This is a genomic window from Longimicrobium sp., from assembly GCF_036388275.1.
In the GTDB taxonomy this organism is placed as follows: domain Bacteria; phylum Gemmatimonadota; class Gemmatimonadetes; order Longimicrobiales; family Longimicrobiaceae; genus Longimicrobium.
Genome location: NZ_DASVSF010000113.1, coordinates 223791 through 244646, shown reverse-complemented (window position 1 = coordinate 244646; position 20856 = coordinate 223791). Strand labels below are relative to the sequence as shown.

21 protein-coding genes are annotated in these 20856 nt (G+C 69.5%); 8 read left to right on the top strand and 13 right to left on the bottom strand.

Annotated elements, in window-relative coordinates; all coding sequences use genetic code 11:
• Positions 1–622: 622 nt before the first annotated feature.
• From VF632_RS27470 to VF632_RS27455, 4 genes are all read left to right on the top strand, one after another.
• A complete protein-coding gene (locus tag VF632_RS27470; protein WP_331026163.1) occupies positions 623–883 on the top strand; it encodes a hypothetical protein in 261 nt (86 codons plus the stop codon).
• Between the two features lie 124 nt (positions 884–1007).
• Entirely contained in the window at positions 1008–1235 is a 228-nt protein-coding gene (locus tag VF632_RS27465; protein ID WP_331026162.1) for a KTSC domain-containing protein, read from the top strand.
• A gap of 98 nt (positions 1236–1333) precedes the next feature.
• Positions 1334–2329 carry a M23 family metallopeptidase gene (locus VF632_RS27460; RefSeq protein ID WP_331026161.1) on the top strand — a complete coding sequence of 332 codons (996 nt, stop codon included), beginning with the start codon at positions 1334–1336 and terminating at the stop codon, positions 2327–2329.
• Between the two features lie 113 nt (positions 2330–2442).
• Positions 2443–2925: a CC0125/CC1285 family lipoprotein gene (locus tag VF632_RS27455; protein ID WP_331026160.1), complete on the top strand. Its 483-nt coding sequence runs from the start codon at positions 2443–2445 to the stop codon at positions 2923–2925.
• A gap of 101 nt (positions 2926–3026) precedes the next feature.
• Here VF632_RS27455 and VF632_RS27450 read toward each other — a convergent pair whose 3' ends face one another.
• Genes VF632_RS27450 through VF632_RS27440 form a run of 3 tightly spaced genes read right to left on the bottom strand, consistent with a single transcriptional unit; the run spans position 3027 to position 5606 of the window.
• Entirely contained in the window at positions 3027–4133 is a 1107-nt protein-coding gene (locus VF632_RS27450; RefSeq protein WP_331026159.1) for a PDZ domain-containing protein, read from the bottom strand.
• A 37-nt stretch (positions 4134–4170) separates the two neighbouring features.
• The gene (locus VF632_RS27445) at positions 4171–5019 is read right to left on the bottom strand and encodes a hypothetical protein (RefSeq protein WP_331026158.1); all 849 of its coding nucleotides are present in this window, start codon (positions 5017–5019) and stop codon (positions 4171–4173) included.
• A complete protein-coding gene (locus tag VF632_RS27440) occupies positions 5007–5606 on the bottom strand; it encodes an RNA polymerase sigma factor (RefSeq protein ID WP_331026157.1) in 600 nt (199 codons plus the stop codon). Before VF632_RS27440 ends, VF632_RS27445 begins: the two co-directional genes overlap by 13 nt.
• A gap of 271 nt (positions 5607–5877) precedes the next feature.
• On the opposite strand from VF632_RS27440, the gene VF632_RS27435 reads away from it, so the two are divergent.
• Positions 5878–7116 carry a DNA polymerase IV gene (locus VF632_RS27435; protein WP_331026156.1) on the top strand — a complete coding sequence of 413 codons (1239 nt, stop codon included), beginning with the start codon at positions 5878–5880 and terminating at the stop codon, positions 7114–7116.
• Positions 7117–7750: 634 nt separating this feature from the next.
• Here VF632_RS27435 and VF632_RS27430 read toward each other — a convergent pair.
• From VF632_RS27430 to aspA, 6 genes are all read right to left on the bottom strand, one after another.
• On the bottom strand, positions 7751–8194 hold the full coding sequence (locus VF632_RS27430; RefSeq protein WP_331026155.1) for a PAS domain-containing protein: 444 nt from the start codon (positions 8192–8194) through the stop codon (positions 7751–7753).
• 198 nt (positions 8195–8392) lie between these two features.
• Positions 8393–8995 carry an outer membrane beta-barrel protein gene (locus tag VF632_RS27425; protein ID WP_331026154.1) on the bottom strand — a complete coding sequence of 201 codons (603 nt, stop codon included), beginning with the start codon at positions 8993–8995 and terminating at the stop codon, positions 8393–8395.
• A gap of 82 nt (positions 8996–9077) precedes the next feature.
• A complete protein-coding gene (locus VF632_RS27420; RefSeq protein ID WP_331026153.1) occupies positions 9078–9695 on the bottom strand; it encodes an outer membrane beta-barrel protein in 618 nt (205 codons plus the stop codon).
• Between the two features lie 326 nt (positions 9696–10021).
• On the bottom strand, positions 10022–10570 hold the full coding sequence (locus VF632_RS27415; protein ID WP_331026152.1) for a DUF4276 family protein: 549 nt from the start codon (positions 10568–10570) through the stop codon (positions 10022–10024).
• A 4-nt stretch (positions 10571–10574) separates the two neighbouring features.
• On the bottom strand, positions 10575–11768 hold the full coding sequence (locus tag VF632_RS27410) for an AAA family ATPase (RefSeq protein ID WP_331026151.1): 1194 nt from the start codon (positions 11766–11768) through the stop codon (positions 10575–10577).
• A 97-nt stretch (positions 11769–11865) separates the two neighbouring features.
• Positions 11866–13740 carry an aspartate ammonia-lyase gene (gene aspA / locus VF632_RS27405; RefSeq protein WP_331026150.1) on the bottom strand — a complete coding sequence of 625 codons (1875 nt, stop codon included), beginning with the start codon at positions 13738–13740 and terminating at the stop codon, positions 11866–11868.
• Between the two features lie 226 nt (positions 13741–13966).
• On the opposite strand from aspA, the gene VF632_RS27400 reads away from it, so the two are divergent.
• The gene (locus tag VF632_RS27400) at positions 13967–14908 is read left to right on the top strand and encodes a hypothetical protein (protein WP_331026149.1); all 942 of its coding nucleotides are present in this window, start codon (positions 13967–13969) and stop codon (positions 14906–14908) included.
• A gap of 929 nt (positions 14909–15837) precedes the next feature.
• Positions 15838–16953, top strand: coding sequence for a hypothetical protein (locus tag VF632_RS27395; RefSeq protein ID WP_331026148.1), 1116 nt, complete (start codon positions 15838–15840; stop codon positions 16951–16953).
• A gap of 1 nt (position 16954) precedes the next feature.
• Here VF632_RS27395 and VF632_RS27390 read toward each other — a convergent pair whose 3' ends face one another.
• Complete coding sequence (locus VF632_RS27390; protein ID WP_331026147.1) at positions 16955–17509, bottom strand: metal-dependent hydrolase; 555 nt, start codon at positions 17507–17509, stop codon at positions 16955–16957.
• A 156-nt stretch (positions 17510–17665) separates the two neighbouring features.
• Here VF632_RS27390 and VF632_RS27385 point away from each other — a divergent pair, with 156 nt between their 5' ends.
• Positions 17666–18319 carry a 4-vinyl reductase gene (locus VF632_RS27385; RefSeq protein ID WP_331026146.1) on the top strand — a complete coding sequence of 218 codons (654 nt, stop codon included), beginning with the start codon at positions 17666–17668 and terminating at the stop codon, positions 18317–18319.
• 4 nt (positions 18320–18323) lie between these two features.
• On the opposite strand, the gene VF632_RS27380 is transcribed toward VF632_RS27385, so the two are convergent.
• The 3 genes from VF632_RS27380 to VF632_RS27370 form a co-directional block, all read right to left on the bottom strand.
• Positions 18324–19490, bottom strand: a complete 1167-nt coding sequence (locus VF632_RS27380) for a bifunctional oligoribonuclease/PAP phosphatase NrnA (protein WP_331026145.1) — start codon at positions 19488–19490, stop codon at positions 18324–18326.
• Positions 19491–19875: 385 nt separating this feature from the next.
• A complete protein-coding gene (locus tag VF632_RS27375; protein ID WP_331026144.1) occupies positions 19876–20568 on the bottom strand; it encodes a hypothetical protein in 693 nt (230 codons plus the stop codon).
• On the bottom strand, positions 20565–20843 hold the full coding sequence (locus tag VF632_RS27370) for a hypothetical protein (protein ID WP_331026143.1): 279 nt from the start codon (positions 20841–20843) through the stop codon (positions 20565–20567). Before VF632_RS27370 ends, VF632_RS27375 begins: the two co-directional genes overlap by 4 nt.
• Positions 20844–20856: the final 13 nt, after the last annotated feature.

Here is a 20856-nt window from a genome sequence, read left to right as displayed (position 1 = left end):
GCTCCTGATATCTACCATTTCGCCTTGCCCCTCGCGAGCCGACCGGGCTATCGTTGCCGATTGTTGCTCGGGAGGGCTTCCGGTGCTGAGACGGTATCTCTCACCCCAGCGTTGGCAGTATAGCCAACCTAACGTTAGTTGGCAATAGTGCCAACAGGAGTTCGTCGATGGCTGAAGGGAGCGGTAGCCGAGAAGAGGTGGCGCAAGCAGTCCAGGATGCGCTCCGGGATGCTCCTTTCAACCTGAGGGACCTTGCCGAAGAGATGGACGGGAGCTACGGAACCGTTCGAGAGTGGTCGCGGGGCGCGCGTACTCCGACAGATGCGAGCGTGGAACGCATTGCCGCGAGCCTGGAGGCCCGAGCAAAAACGCTTCTTCAGCTCGCGGATCGACTCCGCCAAACCGTTGCTCGAAGCAGCACCTGAGAGATCCTGCTTTGTGTCGGGATCGTGGTCACGAAAGTAGCGCCCCCGCGAGTGGATCGCGGGGGCGCTTGGACTTTCCTACGTCCGGGGGTTGCGAATACTGTCCAACATTAATCAGCTGGAGCGCTCGATCTGGACAACCGCGCCGAATCCAATAATGTGAGTGTACGCGTCGACATTCTCCAAGGATTGAGCCCGTGCGAAACACGATTCCCGTCTCCGAGGTCGCGCGGAACCTCACGGGCTACATCGACCGCGTGGATACTCGGGGCGAGTGCTTCGTTCTGATGCGCGATGGCAGGGCAGTCGCCGAACTCGGCCCAGTGCGCTCGGCCAGGCGACTCAGTGATCTGCCCGATCTACTCGCGTCCCTGCCGCGCCTCACTCCGGAGGAAGCTTCCGCGTTCGACGACGATCTTGCCGCTGCCCGTCACGACTGGTCGAATTCCACTACCTGAATTCCACAATCCCGCTTCTGCCGAACACTGCGCGCGGAACAAAAAGTGCACAGAGTAAACTTAAAGTAAACGGCATGAACGGATCGCCGTGAAGACGGCGGCGCGCGGGACTGGAGGTGGATGGATGAAGCGGCAACCATTGGATTCGTCGAGCCTGGCCAGCGCGGGATACGATCCCGGGCGGCAGGTGCTGGAGGTGGAGTTCCTGAATGGCGGCGTGTACGAATACGGCGACGTGCCCGAGGAGACGTACCACGCGCTGCTGGATGCGGACAGCAAGGGGCGCTACCTGAACGCCGAGATCAAGCCCCACCATCCTTGGCGGCGCCTGCAGGCTGCGCCCCGGCGCTGAGCGACAAAGCTTTCCCCGGAGCGCCCGCCCGGTTATCTTGTTGCGTCATCCGCACATCCCTGTACCCGTCGCAGGTGCCGGCCCTCCGCCGGCAGAGTATGACCGCATTCCGACCCTCTACGCCCCGCGGCATCAAGCCGCCCGGACTCGCCACCGCGATCATCGCGGCGGCGGTGCTCGCCGTTACCTCCGCCGTCGCCCTGGCTGGGCCGGGTGCGGAGCCGGACGAGGCCGCGGTCCGTCTGCCGGCGGCGCGCGCCATTCCCGTCAGCATCGACACGCTTTTGATCGGCGGGTTTGCGCGCGGAAGCTTTCGCGACGCGCTGCGCGTGATCGCCAGCGACCTGACGGATGCCGAGCGCGATATGGTGGGCCGCCACCTCGACAAGATCTTCGTCCCCGTGTTGCGCGAGCGAAAGCTGGAGACGGGCGGGCGGCTGAAGGTGGCGTACGAGCGGGTGAAGCGGCCGGACGGAAGCACGCGGTCCATCCAGGTGCTGGCGGCGCAGGCCGCGGTGGGCGGCGGGCTGCACACCGTTTTCCTGTACGAGACCGCCAAGACGCCGGGCTACTACGACGACGGCGGGCAGTCGCTGGACGCCACGCCCTGGTCGGGGCCGCTGGACGTGCTGCGGGTGACGTCGCCGTTCCGGATGAACCGCATGCACCCCATCCTGAACCGCATTCTCCCCCACACGGGCATCGACTACGCCGCCCGCTACGGCACGCCGGTGCGCGCCACGGCGGACGGAAGCGTGTCATTCGCGGCGGTTCGCGGCGGATACGGCAACATGGTGGAGGTTCAGCACCCGAACGGCTACACCACCCGCTACGCTCACCTCTCCGGCGTGGCGGTGCGCCCCTGGCAGCCGGTGCGGCAGGGGGACGTGGTTGGCTACGTGGGCGCGAGCGGCCTGGCGACGGGGGCGCACCTTCACTACGAAGTGCGTCGCAAGGGCCAGCCGGTGGATCCCAAGATCGCCACGCAGTTCCAGGGCGCCACCGAGCAGGTGGGGTACGATGCCCAGTGGCGGACGGAGCGGCGCGTGCTGGCCCGGCTTCTCGCGCGGACGCCGACGGTGGTGCGGCGGTAGCCGCGGGTAGCGACGGTACCGACTGCAGTGCCTCTCAGGCCCCGCGCTGGCTGCACGAGCGATAGACGTGCGCCCGGCGCGGCTCACCCGTAGACCCCTCCTGTAGAGAAACGATGCGTAAGCTTCTGATCCTGGTGGCGCTCGCCGGCCTCACCGGGTGCACTCCGCCCCTGTATATGAAATCCAACTTCCTGCAAAGCCCTGGACACTCGGACAAATCGCTTGGTGAAGGGGTCTGGGAGGTCAGTTTCAGGACCAAGGCGGGAATCAACCGTGATCACCTGCGCGAGATCGGTGCTTACTACCGTTCCGCGGAACTCGCGCGCGCCGCAGGGTTCCCGTTCTTTCAGGTCGTGCGCTACCAGGGGTGGGAGAAGACCGAGAGGTATCCCGGCACCCCTCCGGATATGGGTGTGACCACCGAGTACCTCATTCGGCTCACCATACGTGGTGTGCATACGCGGGACGCGGAACTGAAGTGTGAAAGCGAATCTCCCGCGCATTGTAAAACCTACACGACCGCGGAAGTGCTGCGCACGCTCGGGCCCAGCCTGCAGCAACCCACCGGCGAGCAAGGCGCGTCAACTTCCCCCTGATCGTGGGGGCGCGGGAGATAGAGAAAGCCCGGGCGCTGCTTGATGCGCGCCCGGGCTTTTCCGTGCTCTACGTCGTGACGGTGATGACCGTCGAACCGTGCTTACTCTCCGGCGCCCCGGCGAATGATCACGTTCTCGCGCCGGCTCGGGCGCAGCTCGCGGCGGAAGGTGCGCACTCCGCTGCCTTCCCACTGCAGGTTCAGCGTGTGGCGGCGGCCCTGGCGCACCACTTCGACCTCGGTGCTGCCGTTCTCGGAGCGCATCAGGGCGCGGCGAACGTCCTCGGGGTCGTTGACGCTCTGCCCGCCCGCGCGGACGATCACGTCGCCCGCCTCGAGCCCGGCGCGGGCCGCGGGGGTGTCGGAGCCCACGTCGATCACCAGCGCGCCCTCGCGGACGTTTCCGAAGTAGCGGCTCAGCCCCTCGTTCATCTCGGCCAGCTCGGCGCCGGCGGCCGAGCGGCGGCCCAGCTCCATCAGGAACGGCTGCGCGCCGGGCCCATCGAACGGCATGCCTCCGTGCACGCGCACCTCTTCGCGCAGGGGCATCATGCCTTCGCCCATGGGCGCGCCGATGATCTCGATGTTCGGCATGCGGCGCATCATCACCGGAAGGCTGTCGCCCAGGATGGTGATCAATGAATCCACGTGAAAGCGCAGCACCGTGGTGTCGATGTCCAGGAGCCGCGAGTGCAGGCTGTCGATGCGCAGCGCCATGGCCTCCAGAGGCAGGTGCTCGCTCAGCGAGTCCAGCTGGTGGAGCATGGCCCCGAACGGCACGTCGCTGGTGTCGCCGTTGATGATGATCCTCATGCGCTCGCGGGTGGGGCCGGCCATCTGCATCTGGCCGGGGCGCGGCGCGGCCACGATCACCACGTCCTGCTCCCCGCCGGCGTCGCGGCGAACGCGCAGCCGCACGGTGTCGCCGGCCTGCAGGCGCCGCGGGAGGACGTCGAAGGTCCGGCCGGTGGCGGCTTGGCCGTTCAGGCGCACCACCACGTCGCCCTCGCGCACGCCGGCGCGCGCGGCGGGAGAGCCCGGCCGCACCTCCATGATGCGCACGGCGTCGTCGCCGTCCTTCACGTCGAACACCACGCCGATCATCCCCGGACGGCGTCCGTGGGCGGTCGTGTCTTCCTGCGCCCGCGCGGTGGCGGGAAGGGCAAGCGCCGCGGCCAGCAGCGGCAGGATCAGGTTGCGGTACTTCATCGTTCGTATCTCCGTCAGGTCTTGCTTCGCGAAAGCCTCAGAACCAGGCGGTCTGGGCGTCTTGTTCCAGCTCACGGCGCAGGCGGCTGCGCTCGGCCGTCGCCGCGAGGTGGTATCCGTTGATCACCGGGTCGCCGGGCGCATGCTCCAGCGCCTCGGCCGTCAGCGTCACCAGCCGGTCGAGCGCGGCGAGGCGCGTTTCCGGCGGGTTGCCGCTGTTGGGATCTGCGATCGCCGCGTAGCGCTGCAGCGCGCCCACGTACGCCGCCTGGGCCTGCAGCAGCTGGCGGGCGGCGTCTTCGGCCTGGCGCGGGGTCACCCGCACCGGCGCGGGGCGCGGCGTCGGGTTACGGGGGCGCATGGCGGAGGGCGTGTCCACCGCGGCGCGCGCGGTGCTCGCCAGGCGCACGGACGAGCGCGGCGCCTCTTCCGGCGTGGTGCCGCCCATGAGGCCGGCGAACGACGATTCGGCCGGCGTTCCCGCCAGCGTTTCCGCCGCGGCGGGCGTCGGAGCCGGCGCCGTGGCGACGGCCGCCATCTGCCGCGACGTGCGTGCATTCCACAGCGCCGCGCCCGCCGTGCCGCCCAGCAGGAACAGGGCGAGCGACGCGGCGGCGCGCAGTCCGTGCGTGCGGATCCACCGGGGGCGCAGCGGCGTCACGGTGGCGCCGCGGATCAGTCCCTCGGCCCGCAGGCGGGCCTCCAGGTCGTCCCACGCGCCGGGCGCCGGTCCGTCCCCGGCCAGCGAGGCCAAGGCTTGGGTCTGGTCGCGCATCTCCGACAGCTCGCGCCGGCACACCAGGCATTCGCGCAGGTGCGCGGCCTCGGCGGGCTCGGGTGCCTCGTCCACCAGGCGGGCGAGGTCTTCGGGGTTCAGGTGCCACATGCGGCCATCTCCTCCTCCGCGGGTTCATCGGCCGGCAGCGGGCTGAGCAGCTTGCGCATCCGCGCGCGGGCCTTGAACAACTGGCTCTTGCAGGTTCCGGGGTTCACACCCAGCATCTCGCCGATCTCCTCATGCGTGTAGCCTTCCACGTCGTGAAGAACGAGCACCTTTCGCATCCCGTCGGGCAGGCGCTCCATGGCACGCTCCAGCTTGTGCCGCAGCAGCGCGTTCTCGGCGGTGGGGCGCACGGAAAAATCGTCATCCACCATCGCGGTCTCCCGCCCCGCCTTGCGCAGCCGGCTGCGGCGTCCGTGAAGGGCGCTGTTGACGGCGATGCGGTGAAGCCACGTGGTGAAGCGCGACTCGCCGCGAAAGGTGGGAAGCGCGCGGATGGCGCGCACCCAGGCTTCCTGGGCCCAGTCTTCGGCGAGGGCTTCGTCGTGGCCCGCCAGGCGCTTGACCACGGCGTACACCCGCTGCGCGTGCCGCTGATACAGCTCGCGGATCGCGGCCCCGTCGCCGTGCTTGGCCTGGTGGATCAGGTGGATGTCGGTTTCTTCCATGGTCCGCTCGAGGGGTCCGGACATGATTGATGCCGGGGCATCGCGGAAGGTTGCCTCGCGCCGCGTGGGCGGTGGAGGCAGGGGGAGGATGGAGGGAACTCCAATCTAACCAATCCGGCGGATGATGTCGGCACCGGGGCCGATACCCTTCCGCCGCCGCGCGCATTATCCTTCCACAGCCGCCACAGCGCCACCCCCGCGTGCCGCCGCTCATCATCCGCTCACAATCGCCTAACTCGCGCCCTAACTTTCGCACTTTCGCACTGACGCACTAACGCACTCACGCACTTTCTTGTTGATCCCACGCATCCTCCTAGCCGACTGCGACTCGTACTTCGTCCGCTGCGCCATGCTGGCGGACCCGGAAGGCGCGGGGCGTTCGGAACTGGTGCTCGTGGGCGGCAGTGCCACCGGGCGTGGAGTGGTGACGTCGGCCTCGTACGCGGCGCGCAAGTTCGGCGTGCACGCGGGAATGCCCATGGCCACGGCCATCCGGCTCTGCCCGCGAGGCGTCGTGGTCCCCGTTCCCGGCGAGATGGTGAACCGCAAGCACAAGGAGGTGCGCGCGGTGCTCGACGAGTTTTCGCCCGTGGTGGAGGCGGCCAGCGTGGACGAGTTCTACCTGGACCTCACGGGCACCGAGCTGCTGTACCACGGCGAGCCGCTGGAGGAAACCTGCCGCCGCATGCAGCAGGCGGTGATGGACCGCACGGGCATCAGCATCTCCATCGGCGGGGCGACGGGGCGCACGCTGGCCAAGATGGCGGCCTCGGTGAACAAGCCGTTCGGCGTGCACATCGTTCCGCCGGGGGGCGAGGCCGCGTTCATGAGCCGCTTCGCCCTCTCCGACATCCCCGGCGTGGGCCCCGCGCTGGCCGAGGCGCTGCGGCGTCGGGGCGCCACGCAGGTGAGCGACATCGCACCGCTGGACCTGGCGACGCTGACGTCGTGGGTGGGCGACTCGCGGGCGCAGTGGCTGTACCATCTGGCGCGCGGGGAGGATTTCGGGGGCGTGGCCCCGCGGCGTCCGCAGAAATCCATCTCGCACGAGCGAACGTTTCCGATCGACATCTCCGACCCGGAAGAGCTGGAAACGCGGCTGATGATGCTGGCGGTGGAGACGGGCGCCTCGCTGCGGGCGGACGGGCTGCGGGCGCGCACGGTGACCGTTCGCCTTCGCTACGCGGACTTCACCGACCGCTCCGCCAGCCGCACCGCGCCGGACGCCATCGAATCGGACCGCGCGATCTTCACCATCGCGCGCGAGCTGCTGCGCGAGCTGCTGGCCAAGCGGGCGGGCGCGGCGCGGCTGCTGGGCGTGGGCGTCTCGAAGCTGACGGGCGACGAGGAGCGGGAACCGGCGCTCTTCGCGGACACACCGGGCGGTCCGGAAACGGCGCGCGACCGCAAGCTGGCGGAGGCGACGGACCGGGTGACTGGCAAGTACGGCAAGGGCGCGCTGGTGCCCGCGCGCATCGCCCACCGCGACCCCAAGGACCGCCACCGAGGCCGCGGCGGTTCGGTGGAGGAGTAGAGGCGGGCGGCGGCCGCGGAGCGTGTCATCCTGAGGCCAAGCCACACCGCACTCGCACTAACACCATATCGCGCGGGCCGAAGGATCTAGCAGAGGACACGTACAAGCCAGGGCGCGGCAGCGGTCACCAGACACGAGGCCTCGGCTGCCGTGGGCCCTCACCCGTCCTCGCTTATGCTCGTCCACCCTCTCCCACAAACAGCGTGGGAGAGGGGGTACACTTCGGGATCGGGTGCGTCGGGCGAGGTTCGGTGCACGGGCCGGGGCCCCCCATCCCCAGCCCTTCCCCCGCAAACCGCGCGGGGGAAGGGAGCCAGTCCGGCGCGCCAGGCCAGCCGGAGCGCGATTCAGGTCTCCCCCTCCCCTGCGAAGCGGGGGACGGGGGCCGGGGGGAGGGGGCTCCCGAGGCATGCGCCCGCAGCCCGTCGAACCCCGATCGAAGTGCTCCTCTCTCCCGCGCAGTTTGCGGGGGAGAGGCCGGGAGAGGGGGCTCCCGCGGCATGCACCGGCCCCGTCGCACCCGGTCCGAAGTTCTCCCCTCTCCCGGCGCAGTTTGCCGGGGGAGGGGCCTGCCGAGGCGAGCACCGGCCCTGGTCGTCCCCCGACCAAGTTCTCCCCCGCCCCTGCGGCGTCCTCAGCCCACCACGAGCATGATCCCGCGCAGCCGCTTGGGATGTCCGTCCATCGGCGGCACCACGCGCACCACGTCGCGAAGCCGGATCACGCGTCCGTCCGCCGTCCGCGCGCGGTACTCGAAGTCGTGGTCGCGGTCGCACGCCGTTTCGCTCGCGCAGTACGTCACCGACTCGTCGCGGTCGTCGTGGTGAAGGACCACGTCGGCCCAGAACGTCGGCTCGTCTACCCACCGCCGCGCCGGGTAGCCCACGATCTCCTCCGCCGACTGGCTGACGTGCGAGAACACGAAGGTCTTCGCGTCGCACTCCCACACGATGGCCTGGTAGTCGGGGATCAGCTCGGCGGCGCGCTCGTCCAGCAGGAACATGGGATCGGTGTTCTCGCCGAACACGCCTTCCAGGCGCTGGTCGAGCGAAAGGGCCGGGATATCGATGATGGACATGAGGCGTTTCCTTTGTGTGTGGAGTCTCGTTCCCGGTCACAACCTGCGAGAACAGAATACTCTTCTCCCCATCCGGAATCATGGGTAAACCGACCCGGGCAGCCGCGCTGACACTGGATGGACGGGCGACGGACGACGAAACGGCGGCGCGGAGGATGTCCTCCGCGCCGCCGTGTCGTACTCAGAGCCCGTCGCTGCTCAGGGGTGCCAGGTGATCCCCAGCTGTAGTCGCGAGTGGCTGAATCCCAGGCCTTCGTCGTACTCGTGCTTCTCCCCGTCCACCTCGAACCCGGTGAAGCTGCCGGCCGTAACCAGCAGGCCGGCGTCGATGGCCACCCTGGACGAGGTGAAGTACTGCAGCCCGCCACCGATGGTGATGCCGCCCCCGGAGGTGACGATCCCGGCGTCGTCCGGCCGCGGGCTTTCCGCCACGCCGGTGATGCCGCTGGCCAGGTACGGCCGCAGCGGCGAGTGCTCGTCCAGGAAGCTGGCGCGCAGGGCGATGTCGATCGTCAGCTGGTCGTAGCTGCCGGTGGCCCCGCCGTCGGCCATCACCGGGCCCGGGTACTTCACCCGGCCGCCGTCCGCGCTCAGCAGCAGGGCCAGGCGATCGGAGAAGCCGTAGCCGACCGCTACGCCCAGCGCGCCGCCGCGGCGCATCTCGGCATCCTGGCCGGCGCCCCCGGTGGCGGTGCCGGCGACGTGCACGTTCACCATCCAGCCGCGGGTGTCGGACGTCTGGGCGTGGGCCGTGGACGACACGAGCACCGCGCCGGCGGCGGCGAGAAGTGCTTTGCGCATGGGAGAGTTCGTGGAAGAGGTCCGTGATGCGAAACGAGCCGGGAGCCCTCGTCAGGCCCCCGGCTCGCCTCCCATCGCAAGACTACGGGTGAAAGGTCACGCCCAGCTGCAGGCGTGCCGTGGTGAACTTGACATCCTCGTCGATCTCGGAGGACTCGTCGCCCAACTGGATCTGGTTGAACTTGCCGAAGCTGCCCTGCAGGCCCGCGTCCAGCGCGAAGCGGGGCGAGAAGAAGTACTGGAGGCCGCCGCCGAGGGTGAAGCCCGCGCCGCTGATGGTGACGTTCTCGTCCGCATCTTCGCTGGTGGTGCCTTCGGCGACGCCCGAGAACGCCGCGTTCACGTACGGGCGGAGAGCCGACGCCGTGCTGCCGAAGTTCAGCCGGCCACCGATGTCGAAGTGCGCCAGCGCGAGGTCTTCAGCGTCCTCGTCCGCGTCATCGTCGTCGGAGCTGACGCTCGCCGCATCGAGGTTGATCACGAGGGCGAAGGTTTCCCCAAATCCGTAGCCGAGCCCCAGCCCCAGCCCGCCGCCGGTCTCACGTTCCGATTCCATATCCTCCAAGGTCGTCTCGATGGAGTTTCCGGCAACGTGCAGGTTCAGCAGGAACCCGGAGTTCTTGGAGACCTGCGCGTCCAGGCCGCCCGCGGAGAGCATGGTGCCCGCGAAAAGGGCGGAGGCGATCAGTGTGCGCTTCATGATGTGTTTTCTGTTCCTGTGAGAAAGCGAATGGGGGTGGATGGTCCCGCGCCCCGGAATGGCACCCCCGATGCCGCTCCGGAGATTGTTTGCGAAAAACGACTTACGTGAAAAAACATGCCGCGCGGGTGTGCCCGATTGCGGACACACGCCGATGGGGCAGGAGGACAGCGGATGACGGATTGGGCTTGGAAGAGCCTGGCTGTGATCGGGTCCGATGCTCACGACGGTCGCCTGCGGGCAGGGATGATAGCCCACAAACACCGGTTTCCGCCAGATGCCGGCACCAGCTTCCGGACACACGGGAGCCTTGGAACAAGCCGCTGCTACGGGAGCGCTTCGAGATCGCGCAAAAGCTTGTCGAGCGACGGGCAGCGCAGGCGTGCTTCGTCGATGTCGAGTGCAGCCATCAGCGCGGGCTGATCGTCGGTGTCCAGGTAGGACCGGCCGGCCATGAGCGCTTCCAGGCGCTCTTTCGCGCCCCTCGGCTGCTCCGGGTCGCCGTCGTAGGAGGCATCGTCGCCAATTCCACGATGACCCCGCAGCGACCCGACCCCGCCCAGGAACCATGCCTCGAACTCGCGCACGGCGAAAACGACGGAGACGGGCAGGGGGCTGACCGCCCTGGCCCGCTGCAGAAGCGCCGGAGCAAGCGCGGCGGGGCAGTCGTCGTCTGCATCGAGCAGCACCAGCACGGCGGTGGCGCCTGTACGGTCCATCGTCGCGAGTTCGATGGCGCGCTCCAGTTCGCCCGGCTTCACGACCTTGTTGCGCTTGACGCGAAACGGGCGAACGCACGGAATCCCCAGCCTGCGCAGCAGGACGGGAACGGACTCGGTCTCGGCGTGCCCTTCGACGATCGGCAGTACGGCCATCGCCTCAGCCCGCGGTTCCCGCCGGGTCGATCTCGGGCGCGGAACTCGGGTGGGATGGATCGATCTCCGGGTTCAGCTCGTCCATCCGCAAAAGCTCGCCCGGCGAATACAGGTTCTGCCGGACCGCGGTTCGTGAAGCGCTGGAGATGGGCGTGATCACCGTCCGGCCGCTCGGCTTCGACACCACGCGCAGCATGTCGTCGGTGATTTCCTTGTTGTCCAGCACGTCCGGGCTGTGCGTGGTGATCACGACCTGCGAGCGCTTCGCGGCATCCATCAGCACGGAAACGATGACGTCGGCGGCGGCGGGGTGGATCGTCGCTTCGGGCTCCTCTACGAGCAGCACCGTCGGTGTGGCGGGCTGATACACGGCGAGCAGCATCCCCAGCATTCGCAACGTTCCGTCCGACGCGGTCGAGGCGTCCAGCAGCATTGCTCCGGGCCCCCGGTCCGTCGCCTCTACGAACATCACGAACTCCCGCGACCCGATCGTCTCTACCAGGACCTGCTCCAGGCCGGGCACGACACTTCGAAGAACGCCCTCGATCCGCGCGTGCCGGTCGCTGAAGCGTTCCGTGAGCACGCGGACGACGGATGAGGCGTTCCGGCCGTGGCTCTCCAGTTCCAGCCCCGGCTCCGGCGCACGCGGTTCCCTGAGGTCATCCGGGTGGATCGCGTACATGCGGACGCCCGTGAGAAAGCTGTACACCGGCTGGAACTCCGGTGTGACCGATGCGGCGTACAGCATCAGTCGCCCGGGCTCCACGAGGGGCCGGATTCCGGGAATGCGCTTCGTGAACCTGCCCCGCTCCAGCTCGAAGGCGTGCTTTTCCTCCCCCGCTTCCCGGATCGTGCAGTACTCGCGGATGATCTCCGGGGTCTTGTTCCAGTCGGAAGCGATGCTGAATCCGTACTCAGCCGCGGTGGACGGATCGAGGTCGATCACGAATGCGAACTCGAGATCCTCCCGTCCGCCGGCGCGGATGTGCCGCGCCACCTGCGTGACGCCGCCGCGCTTGCGGAACGCGGCTTCGATGGAGGTGGAGAGGCACTCCTGCACGAAGGCGAGCGCGTCGACGAAGTTGCTCTTCCCGGACCCGTTCGCGCCCACCAGCACCGTCATGCCGGACAGGCTCACGACGGCCTGTTCGATGCTCTTGTAGTTGCCGATGCGGACTTCCCGGAGTCTCGGGATCACGATCCTGGCGGGCAGGGGGAGAGGGACTGGCCGGATCAATCTATCGGCGCTGGCGCCGCTGAGCGACCGTGACGGGCGCGGCCGCTCGGACGGGCGCCTACGCGTCCTGTAGGGGCATCGGCCGCGGGTGCGTCATGCCTTCGGGGGTCATGATCTCGGCCAGGCGCGCCTCGGGGAGCCAGCCTTTCTCGCGCACCAGCTCGAACACCCCGCGCCCCGTGGCCATGGCCTCCAGCGCCAGCTCGCTGGAGCGCTCGTAGCCGATGTAGGGCACCAGCGCCGTCACCAGGCCGATGGAGTTCTCCACCATGGCGCGCAGACGGTCGACGTTGGCGGTGATCCCCAGCACACACCGCCCGCGCAGCACCACGGCGCCGCGCACCAGCATGTCGATGGACTGGAACAGGTTGAAGCCGATCACCGGCTCGAACACGTTCAGCTGCAGCTGCCCCGCCTCGGCCGCCATGGTGATGGTCAGGTCGTTCCCCACCACCTGGAAGCACACCATGTTCACCACTTCGGGGATCACCGGGTTCACCTTCCCCGGCATGATGGACGACCCCGGCTGCATGGGCGGCAGGTTGATCTCGCCCAGCCCGGCCCGCGGCCCCGACGAGAGCAGGCGCAGGTCGTTGCAGATCTTGCTGAGCTTTACGGCCACCCGCTTGAGGATGCCGGACAGCTGCACGAAGGCGCCCGTGTCGGAGGTGGCCTCGATCAGGTCGGGCGCGGTGACCAGCTCCAGCCCCGTGACCTCGCACAGCCGCTGGCACACCACGCCGGCGTAGCGCGGGTCGGTGTTGATGCCCGTGCCGATGGCCGTGGCGCCCATGTTGGTTTCGCGGATCAGCGCGGCGGCCTCGCGCAGCCGGTCCATGTCTTCGCCGATGGTGACGCCGAAGGCGTTGAACTCCTGCCCCAGCGTCATGGGCACGGCGTCCTGCAGCTGCGTGCGCCCCATCTTCAGCACGTGGCCGAACTCGGCTCCCTTCTGGTGGAACGCGTCCTTCAGCTCGCCCAGGGCGCGCACCAGGTCTTCGATGGCCCAGTTGGCGGCGATCTTGAGCGCGGTGGGATAGACGTCGTTGGTCGACTGGCTGAGATTCACGTGGTTGTTGGGGTGCACCACGTCGTAGTCGCCCTTGCGCCGGCCCAGGATTTCCTGCGCGCGGTTGGCGATCACCTCGTTGGCGTTCATGTTGGTGGAGGTGCCGGCGCCCCCCTGCACCACGTCGACCACGAACTGCTCGTGAAGCTTGCCGTCGCGGATCTCGCGGCTGGCCGCGATGATGGCATCGGCCACCTCGTCGGTCAGCAGCCCCAGGTCGCGGTTGGCCATGGCCGCCGCTTCCTTGATGGCGGCCAGCGCGTTGATCAGGTACGGGTACTGGCCGATGGTGATGCCGGTGATGGGAAAGTTCTCGGTGGCCCGCAGCGTCTGCACGCCGTAGTACAGGTCTACCGACAGCTGCCGCTCGCCCAGCAGGTCGTGCTCGGTCCTCGTCTCCCCCGACAGGTACCCCGAACCGCGGCGGTTGACCAGGTGGTTGGCGTATCGCAGGCGTGACGAAATCACCCGCGCGGCCACCATCACGAGCTTGCCGCCCAGCCGGGGGTTCCGCTCCACCAGTTCCATCAGGGCCGAGCGGGGGATCTCAACGAGCTCCACGTCCTCGCTCACCAGCCCGCTGGTGGAGTGGGGATAGTCGTCCAGCAGGCTTCCCTCGCCGTACGACTCGCCCGCCCCCAGCACGTGAAGCACGCGCGGCGCGCCCTGGAACCCCTTGCCGATCTGCACCCGCCCGCGCACGACGATGCCGAAGGCGCGGCGCGGCTGGCTTTCGCGGAACAGGTATCCGCCCGCCGGGCACTGCTTCACCTGGGCCAGCTCGGCCAGCGCGCGCACCTCGGCGTCGTCAAGGTCGCGGAACTCGGAGTGGGCCCGCAGCACGCCGAACACGGTATCGTCCATCGTCGTCAGCACCAGCCGGCCGGGGCCGGAAAAGGGTCGTGCACAAGGCCGCCGCACCGGTCGCGGCGGGAAACCGGCAACGTAGCCGGAGGGCGCTTCCGGATCAAGCTCCGTCGCGGATGGAGGAACGCCGCAACCCGTTGGCTGGAACGGACATTGCACCCGTACGGCGCCTCAGGTCGGCGGCCCGCGAGGGCCGGAATTCCCGATAACGCAGGAGGCGACGATGGCGAACTGGGACCGCAGCGACGAGTATGGAAACCGTGGCATGGGCGGGCACCGTGACGGCGGCTTCTTCGACCGGGCGGGGAACGCCCTGCGGCGCGCCTTCCAGGGCCAGGACGTGCACCAGGCCGGGATGAGCGACCACATGCGCCAGGACTACGAGAACCGCTCGACGATGGACGCCGGCGGCAACTACGGCGGCACCCACCGCGGCGGGGGCGGCCGCAACTACACCAGCGGCGCCAACGCGTGGACGGACGGCGCCTGGACGGCTGACGCCGCCGACCGCCTGGACCGCGACGTGGACCTGGGCGGCAACCGCGGCAGCGACACCAGTCCCTTCCACGCCGGCTGGTACGGGCCGCAGGGCCATGGCGGCGGGCGCGACATGGGCCGCGGCTACGACTCCGGCTACCAGGGCGGCGGGATGAACCAGGGCGGCCTGGGGCGCGACCGCGGGTGGAACCTGGGCAGCGGCGACGCCGAATGGGGCCACAACTGGGGCTCGGGGCGGATGGGCCACGGCGCCGGAAACGGCTACATGGGCGGGGGAATGGACCGCGGCCGTGCGATGGGCGGGCACGACCAGGGCGGCGGCTGGATGGACCGCGCCCAGAACGCCGTCCGCCGCGGGTGGGACCAGGTGGAGAACGCGTTCGATGGTGACGACGCCCGGCCCGGCTACGGCGCGCGGGGCGGCTACGGCCGCGACTTCGGCGGGCGGGGGATGATGGGCGGCTCCGCCGGCGGGATGCGCCCGGGCGGCGACATGAACCGTGGGGCCGGCTGGAACGCCGGCCGAGGCCGGGGCCAGTACGACAACGGGTACCAGGGCGCCAGCGGGGCCGGCGGCATCGGCAACGAGCCGTACTACGGCAACATGAATGGCGACCAGTACGACCGGGGCTACCGCGGCTACGGCCGCGGCCGCGACGGGTACTGATCGCCCGCAGGCTGCCGCACGGCACCCCGGCCCCGCTCCCGAAATTCGGGGGCGGGGCCGGGTTGTTGGGGGGATGCGGGGGGGGCGGCGCTGTCACAGGGGTCGGCGCAGGCCCAAGGGTGGCCCCTCCCCCGGCCCCTCCCCGCACAAACTACGTGCGGAGAGGGGAGAATTCGATCGCGTGAGAGCGGGGATTGGTGCATGCCTCGGGAGCCCCCCATCCCCAGCCCTTCCCCCGCAAACTGCCGCGGGGGAAGGGAGCCAGTCCGGTGCGCTTCGGTGGGCCTGTCGCACTCGACTCCGCTTGCAGTCCGCGAAGGCGGACTTTGGGCCGTCGTTGCCGCGAATTCATTCGCCCCAGCAGGGCCGAGGCCTCGGCTTCGGTGACAGAGCCGGTCGCCGCGCCGGCCTTGGACGCACTGCCCCCGGTCTGGTGTGTACTCCCTCGCCCACGCTGTTCGTGGGAGAGGGTGGACGAGCATAAGCGAGGACGGGCGCCGGGCCCCACGGCAGCCGAGGCCTCTGCTACGGTGACCGCTGCCGCGCCCGGGCTGGTACGTATCCGCGGCTAGATCCTTCGCCCCGCGTGGCTTGTCGTACGGGATAATGCGGTGCGCCTGGGGCTCAGGATGACACGCTTTCGTGTTCGCGACAGCTTCGGTGACGCGCCACACTGGCTCCCTTCCCCCGCGCAGTTTGCGGGGGAAGGGCTGGGGATGGGGGGCGCCTACCCGAGCACCAGACCAACCCCGCGCACCCGACTCTGGTGTGTACCCCCTCTCCCACGCTGTTTGTGGGAGAGGGTGGCACGCGTGTCAGCGCGGCCGGGTGAGGGCCCCCGCGGACTTGCCGAAGCACACCCTGCGCACCCAACATCCCGCCGCGCGCGATCCCTGTCCGCGCGCCCGAGCACCGCATCCGATCCGCCGATGACCACTGCCGCTGACGAACTGCGCTCCGAACTGCTGTCCCGCATCCGCATGGGGCCGGGCACCGCCATGGACGACGGCGAGTTCGACCGGCTGGCGCGCGCGGTGTTCGCCCACCAGTACGCGTGCAACCAGCCCTACCGCCTGTTCTGCGATCGGCGGGGCGCCTCTCCGGATTCCATCGCGCACTGGGGCGAGATCCCCGCGGTGCCCACGGACGCGTTCAAGGCCGCGGCGCTCGTCTGCGGCGACGCGGGTGCGGAGATGGCCGCCGTCTTCCGCACCAGCGGCACCACGGCCGGGCCGGAGCGGCGGGGAACGCACCACGTGCCCGACCTGGCCCTGTACGATGCCGCGCTGCGGGCGGGCTTCGCCGCGCACCTGCTGCCGGACGGCGCCCGCCCACGGGTAATCTCGCTCGTCCCGCCACCGTCCGCGCTGCCCGACTCGTCGCTTTCGCACATGGCGGGTGCGGTGATGGCGGATTTCGGCGGGGAGGGCAGCGGATGGTTCGTGTCCCCGGACGGCGGCATCGACCACCAGGGGCTCGGTGACGCACTGTGTGCCGCGGAGAGGGATGGCGAGCCGGTGTGCATCCTGGGGACGGCCTTCGCGTTCGTGCACTGGCTGGATGCGCTGCGCGAGGCCGGCGTGCGCCACCGTCTGCCAGCGGGGTCGCGGCTGATGGACACGGGGGGATTCAAGGGGCGCTCGCGAGAGGTGACGCGCGAGGAGCTGTACGCCGGGTTCGACGAGCTGCTGGGGGTTCCGTTCGCCTGGTGCGTGAACGAGTACGGGATGACGGAGATGAGCTCGCAGTTCTACGACGGCGTCGCGGGGTCGGCGCTCCCGCCTTCGCGGCGGCTGCACATGGGCCCCGCGTGGGTTCGGACGCAGGCGACCGATCCCGAGACGCTGAAGCCGCTTCCGCACGGCGAGACGGGCGTGCTGCGCCACGTGGACCTGGCCAACCTCCACTCCGTCGCCGCCATCCAGACGGCGGACCTGGGCATCACCTCGCCGGAAGGCATCCGCGTGCTGGGCCGCGCCCGGGGGGCGGAGGCGCGTGGCTGCTCCATCGCCATGGACGACCTGCTTTCCGACATCGGCCGCTGACTCAGGCGACCGACACGCGCTCCCGCCGGCCGCGGATCAGCCGCGCGAGCAGGAGGAAGACGGCGAAGAAGCCGGTGGCCATCGCCGTCTGCGCCGCCAGCAGCATCAGCGACTCCGGGCTCAGGACGTTCAGCGCCGTGTCGGCCATCCCGTCCCCCTCCACCGGCACCTTGGGGAAGAGCTTGCCGATGGAGTACGGCCGCTGCCCCGAGAACGGCCATCCCAGCATCAGGTTGGTGGGCCCGCTTTCGTCCAGCAGGTCCGCCACCAGGTGCGAGGCGTAGCCCACGCCGAACACCGCGGCCCACCGCCCCCCGCCGACGGCGTACCCGATCAGCGCCCACACCACCACCGCCGACAGGCTGTGGGTGAACGTGCCGTGGTACGAGCCGCCCTTGCCCAGCAGAATCCCCAGCACGATGTCCACGTCCGGCAGCGCCGCCATCCCCGCGCCGACCGCCCAAGCCTGCCAGCGGGGCAGGGGGTCGCGCATTCCGGAGCGGGCGACCTCCGCCAGGCCGGCGCCGATCAGCATGTGTGCGGGAGGAAACGGCATCGATCTCCAGGTACGGTGGTGCGGTGGACGCTTCGGGACGACGGACGGCGTCACGGCAAGGCAGGAGTCGTTCCGGCGCCCCACCTTGCCAGGAGGCGGGTATCCGGGCGAGATTGGGCGCCTTCATCCACCGAGATGCACGGATCCTCCGCGAGAATGAGCAGGACCTCCAGCCGCCGGCCCGTTGGGCCCAACACGCCCAGCGTGACCCCCGTCTTTCCGTTGATCCTGCTGGAAACCATGCGCGACATGGACCGGCCCGAGGAGCTGCTGGAAGGCGAAGACCTGGCCGCCAGCATGCCCCGCCGCCTGGGGCTGAGCGACGTGGTGTACCTGCAGATCCACAAGTTCCGCGAAGAAACGCGCAAGAAGAGCCTGCAGAGCAGCGCCACCGTCGAAGACCTGATCCGGCTGGTGATCCGCCGGCCGGACTGCGACGAGATCTTCGAAGAGGCGGGGCGCCGCGTGGCGCGCCGCGCGTGGGAGGAAAAGTCGGGGGCCTCGCGGCGCTGGGCGCGCCTGCTCCCCTCGGGAATGAAGATGCGCGCCGCCGCCCGCGCCGCGCGCCGGGTGATCGGGCAGCTGGCGGGCACGGCGCAGCTGCAGGTGCAGCCCCGGCCCTTCACCGTTCGCCTGCGCGGTGCCCTCACCAGCAACGCCGACCCCGGCGGCGCCGCCTGCGCCTTCTACACCGGCGTGGTCAGCGAGCTGATGTCGCAGTACGGCGCCCGGCCGCACAACGCCAAGCACGTGGCCTGCACCGCGCGCGGCGCGGACGCCTGCGAGTGGAACGTGTTCGTCGCCGGCTGACGCCTCACTCTTCGTCGGGCCCGCAGATCTCGTCCAGCTCTTCCACCCCCGCCGCGCGGAAGAGCTTCCGCCGGATGCGGCGGTCGAACAGGGCCCACTTCATGGCCTGCTGGTTCGGATCGTCCTCGTCGCCCTTCAGGAACCCCACGTCGATCTCGAACCCGCCCGCACGGCTGCGCCCGCCGCCGTACGGGCGGCCGCGCAGGTCTTCGCCCAGGGCGCGCTTCAGGAACTCGTCCACGTGCAGCGTGGGCCGGTGCGTCCGCAGGCTTCCCGACACCACCTCGCGCCCGTCCTCTTCCGCCAGCAGCCCGAAGACCACGGAGGTGTGCACGTTCTCCTCCGTCAGCAGGAAGTCGGCGGCCACGGGAATGGAGTCGCGCTCGGCCCACCGCACGTAGCCCACCCCCGCCACCGAAAAGCCGTTGCGCACCACGCGGTTGTGCAGCGCCTGCTCGATCACCGACAGCGTGGCGTGCGACTTCTGCACGCACAGCACTTCTTCCAGCAGGTCCGGGTCGATGAAGGGCGCCAGGTGTGCCGCCGCGCGGTACTCGGGCGCCCGCGCGTGCACGAAGCCGTCGGTTTCGCTGTGCAGGCCGTGCATCAGCGCCGTGGCCAGGCGGGTGTGGTGCTCGTTGTTCCGTTCCAGCGTCAGCAGCTCGCCGCTGGACAGGTACTCCACGAACATGGTGGCCGCGGCGCCCATCGGCCGCACGTCGGAAAAGATGGGGTCCAGCACGTCATCGGGGTCGTGGTGGTCCACCACCGCCAGCGTGGGCACGCCCGCTTCCTTCAGCCGGTCCGTCAGGTGGGTGGTGGAGCCCTGGTTGTCGACGAACACGGCGGCGGCGTACGTCTCCAGGTCCATCTCGGGCTCGTACTGCTGGATGGGAACGCCCAGCAGGTTCACGAGCGCGCGGTTTTCCGGGTGGCTGATCTGCCCGTCGTACACCAGGTCGGCGGCGATGCCGAACCGGTGGGCGATCTCGCGGTAGGCCAGGCCGCACGAGATGGCGTCGGGGTCGGGAAAGTCCTGCAGCGCAACGATGTGCCGCTCGCCTCGCCGCCCCTGGAGCAGCTGCGCCAGCTCGGCGGCGCGGCCGGTGCTGGCCAGCTGCGACGGGGGCGTCACTTCCAGGGCGGCCACGGGACCGGCTTGCTCGGACACTGCGTTCTCCTGGTGACGAGTCGGGTTTGCGGGCGGGTGCATCGGAAGCTGCGTGCCAGAGGGGACAGCAGTGCGTGAGTGCGTCAGTGCGGAAGTGCGGGACGCATCGGGAGCGGGTGAACCCTGCACGCACGTCGCACCTGCCGAAGCACACGCTATCATCCCGACGGAGCGGCCACGTAGAACCTGCCGGTTGACCAAACTTCGCAGCGACCGAGGGATCCGCCACACACCGCGCACCACGCGCCGTTCTCCGCCATCGCCATACTCCGGCACCCCTCCGGCCGGCGGCACACCGGCCGGGATTCGCGGCTCAGTCGTCGGTGAACCACGGGGTTTGGCGCTTGAACCGGTTCCAATGGCGAACAGCGAACTCCCGGAACGCTCAGGCGTGGGCGTGCGCGGGCACCAGGTCGCAGTACGCGAAGCGTTCGCCGCGCATCACCACCTCGCCGACATCGTACGGGATGGGCTCGCGGAAGCCGGGGCCCGCCGAGACGAACGTGTGGAACTCGCCGTTCTCGCCGCACGCGTCGGTGCCGTCCGGCAGGTCCGCCAGCAGCGATTCGTCGTACGGCCGTCCCGCGAACGCGGCGGGGAGTGCATCCGTGTCTACGCAGACCAGCCGGGCTTCCATCCCGCGGCTGATCACCTCTCGGGCGAGCAAGTCCGTCGCCTCGCCCCACAGCGGGAATACGGCGCCGTACCCGGATGCGGCGATGCGCTGCTCGCGGTACTGCCGCACATCCTCCAGGAAGATGTCGCCGAACGCGATCCGCCGGACCTCCGGGTGCCGTTCGCGCAGCCGATCCAGCGCCTCCGCCAGCGCCGCATCGTACGCCTCGTTGCTGCTTTCCGGCTGCAGCGTCACCTCGTGCACCGGAACGCCGATCGCCTCCGCCTGCGCATCCAGCAGCGCGCGCCGGACGCCGTGGATGCTCACGCGGTCGTAGCCGGCGGTCACGGTAGTGAGCAGGGCCACAACTTGGAAGCGCGGATCGTCGAGGAGTCGCGCCAAGGCAAGCGCGCTGTCCTTGCCGCCGCTCCAGCTCAGGACGATGGACTCGGGGGCGCTCACGGATGAGCACCGGCTTCAACCATGGCTACGTACTGGCGCATCGCCGATCCGTAGTTTCGCACGGTGTTGTCGGCTCTCATCCCGCGGATCCGCCTCAAGATCCGTTCGACGTCTCCCTCGTCGGACAGGATCTCCGGTGAGATCGCCTCACCGAGGAGACTGGAAACGGACCGGAGATAGGAGATGTACGACGCCGCGGAATCTGCAACGCGATCCTTGGAGCCGACTCCCTGCTTCTGCAGCCAGCGCTTGTAGCTGGATTCGTGGACGATCATGACAGTAAAGCAG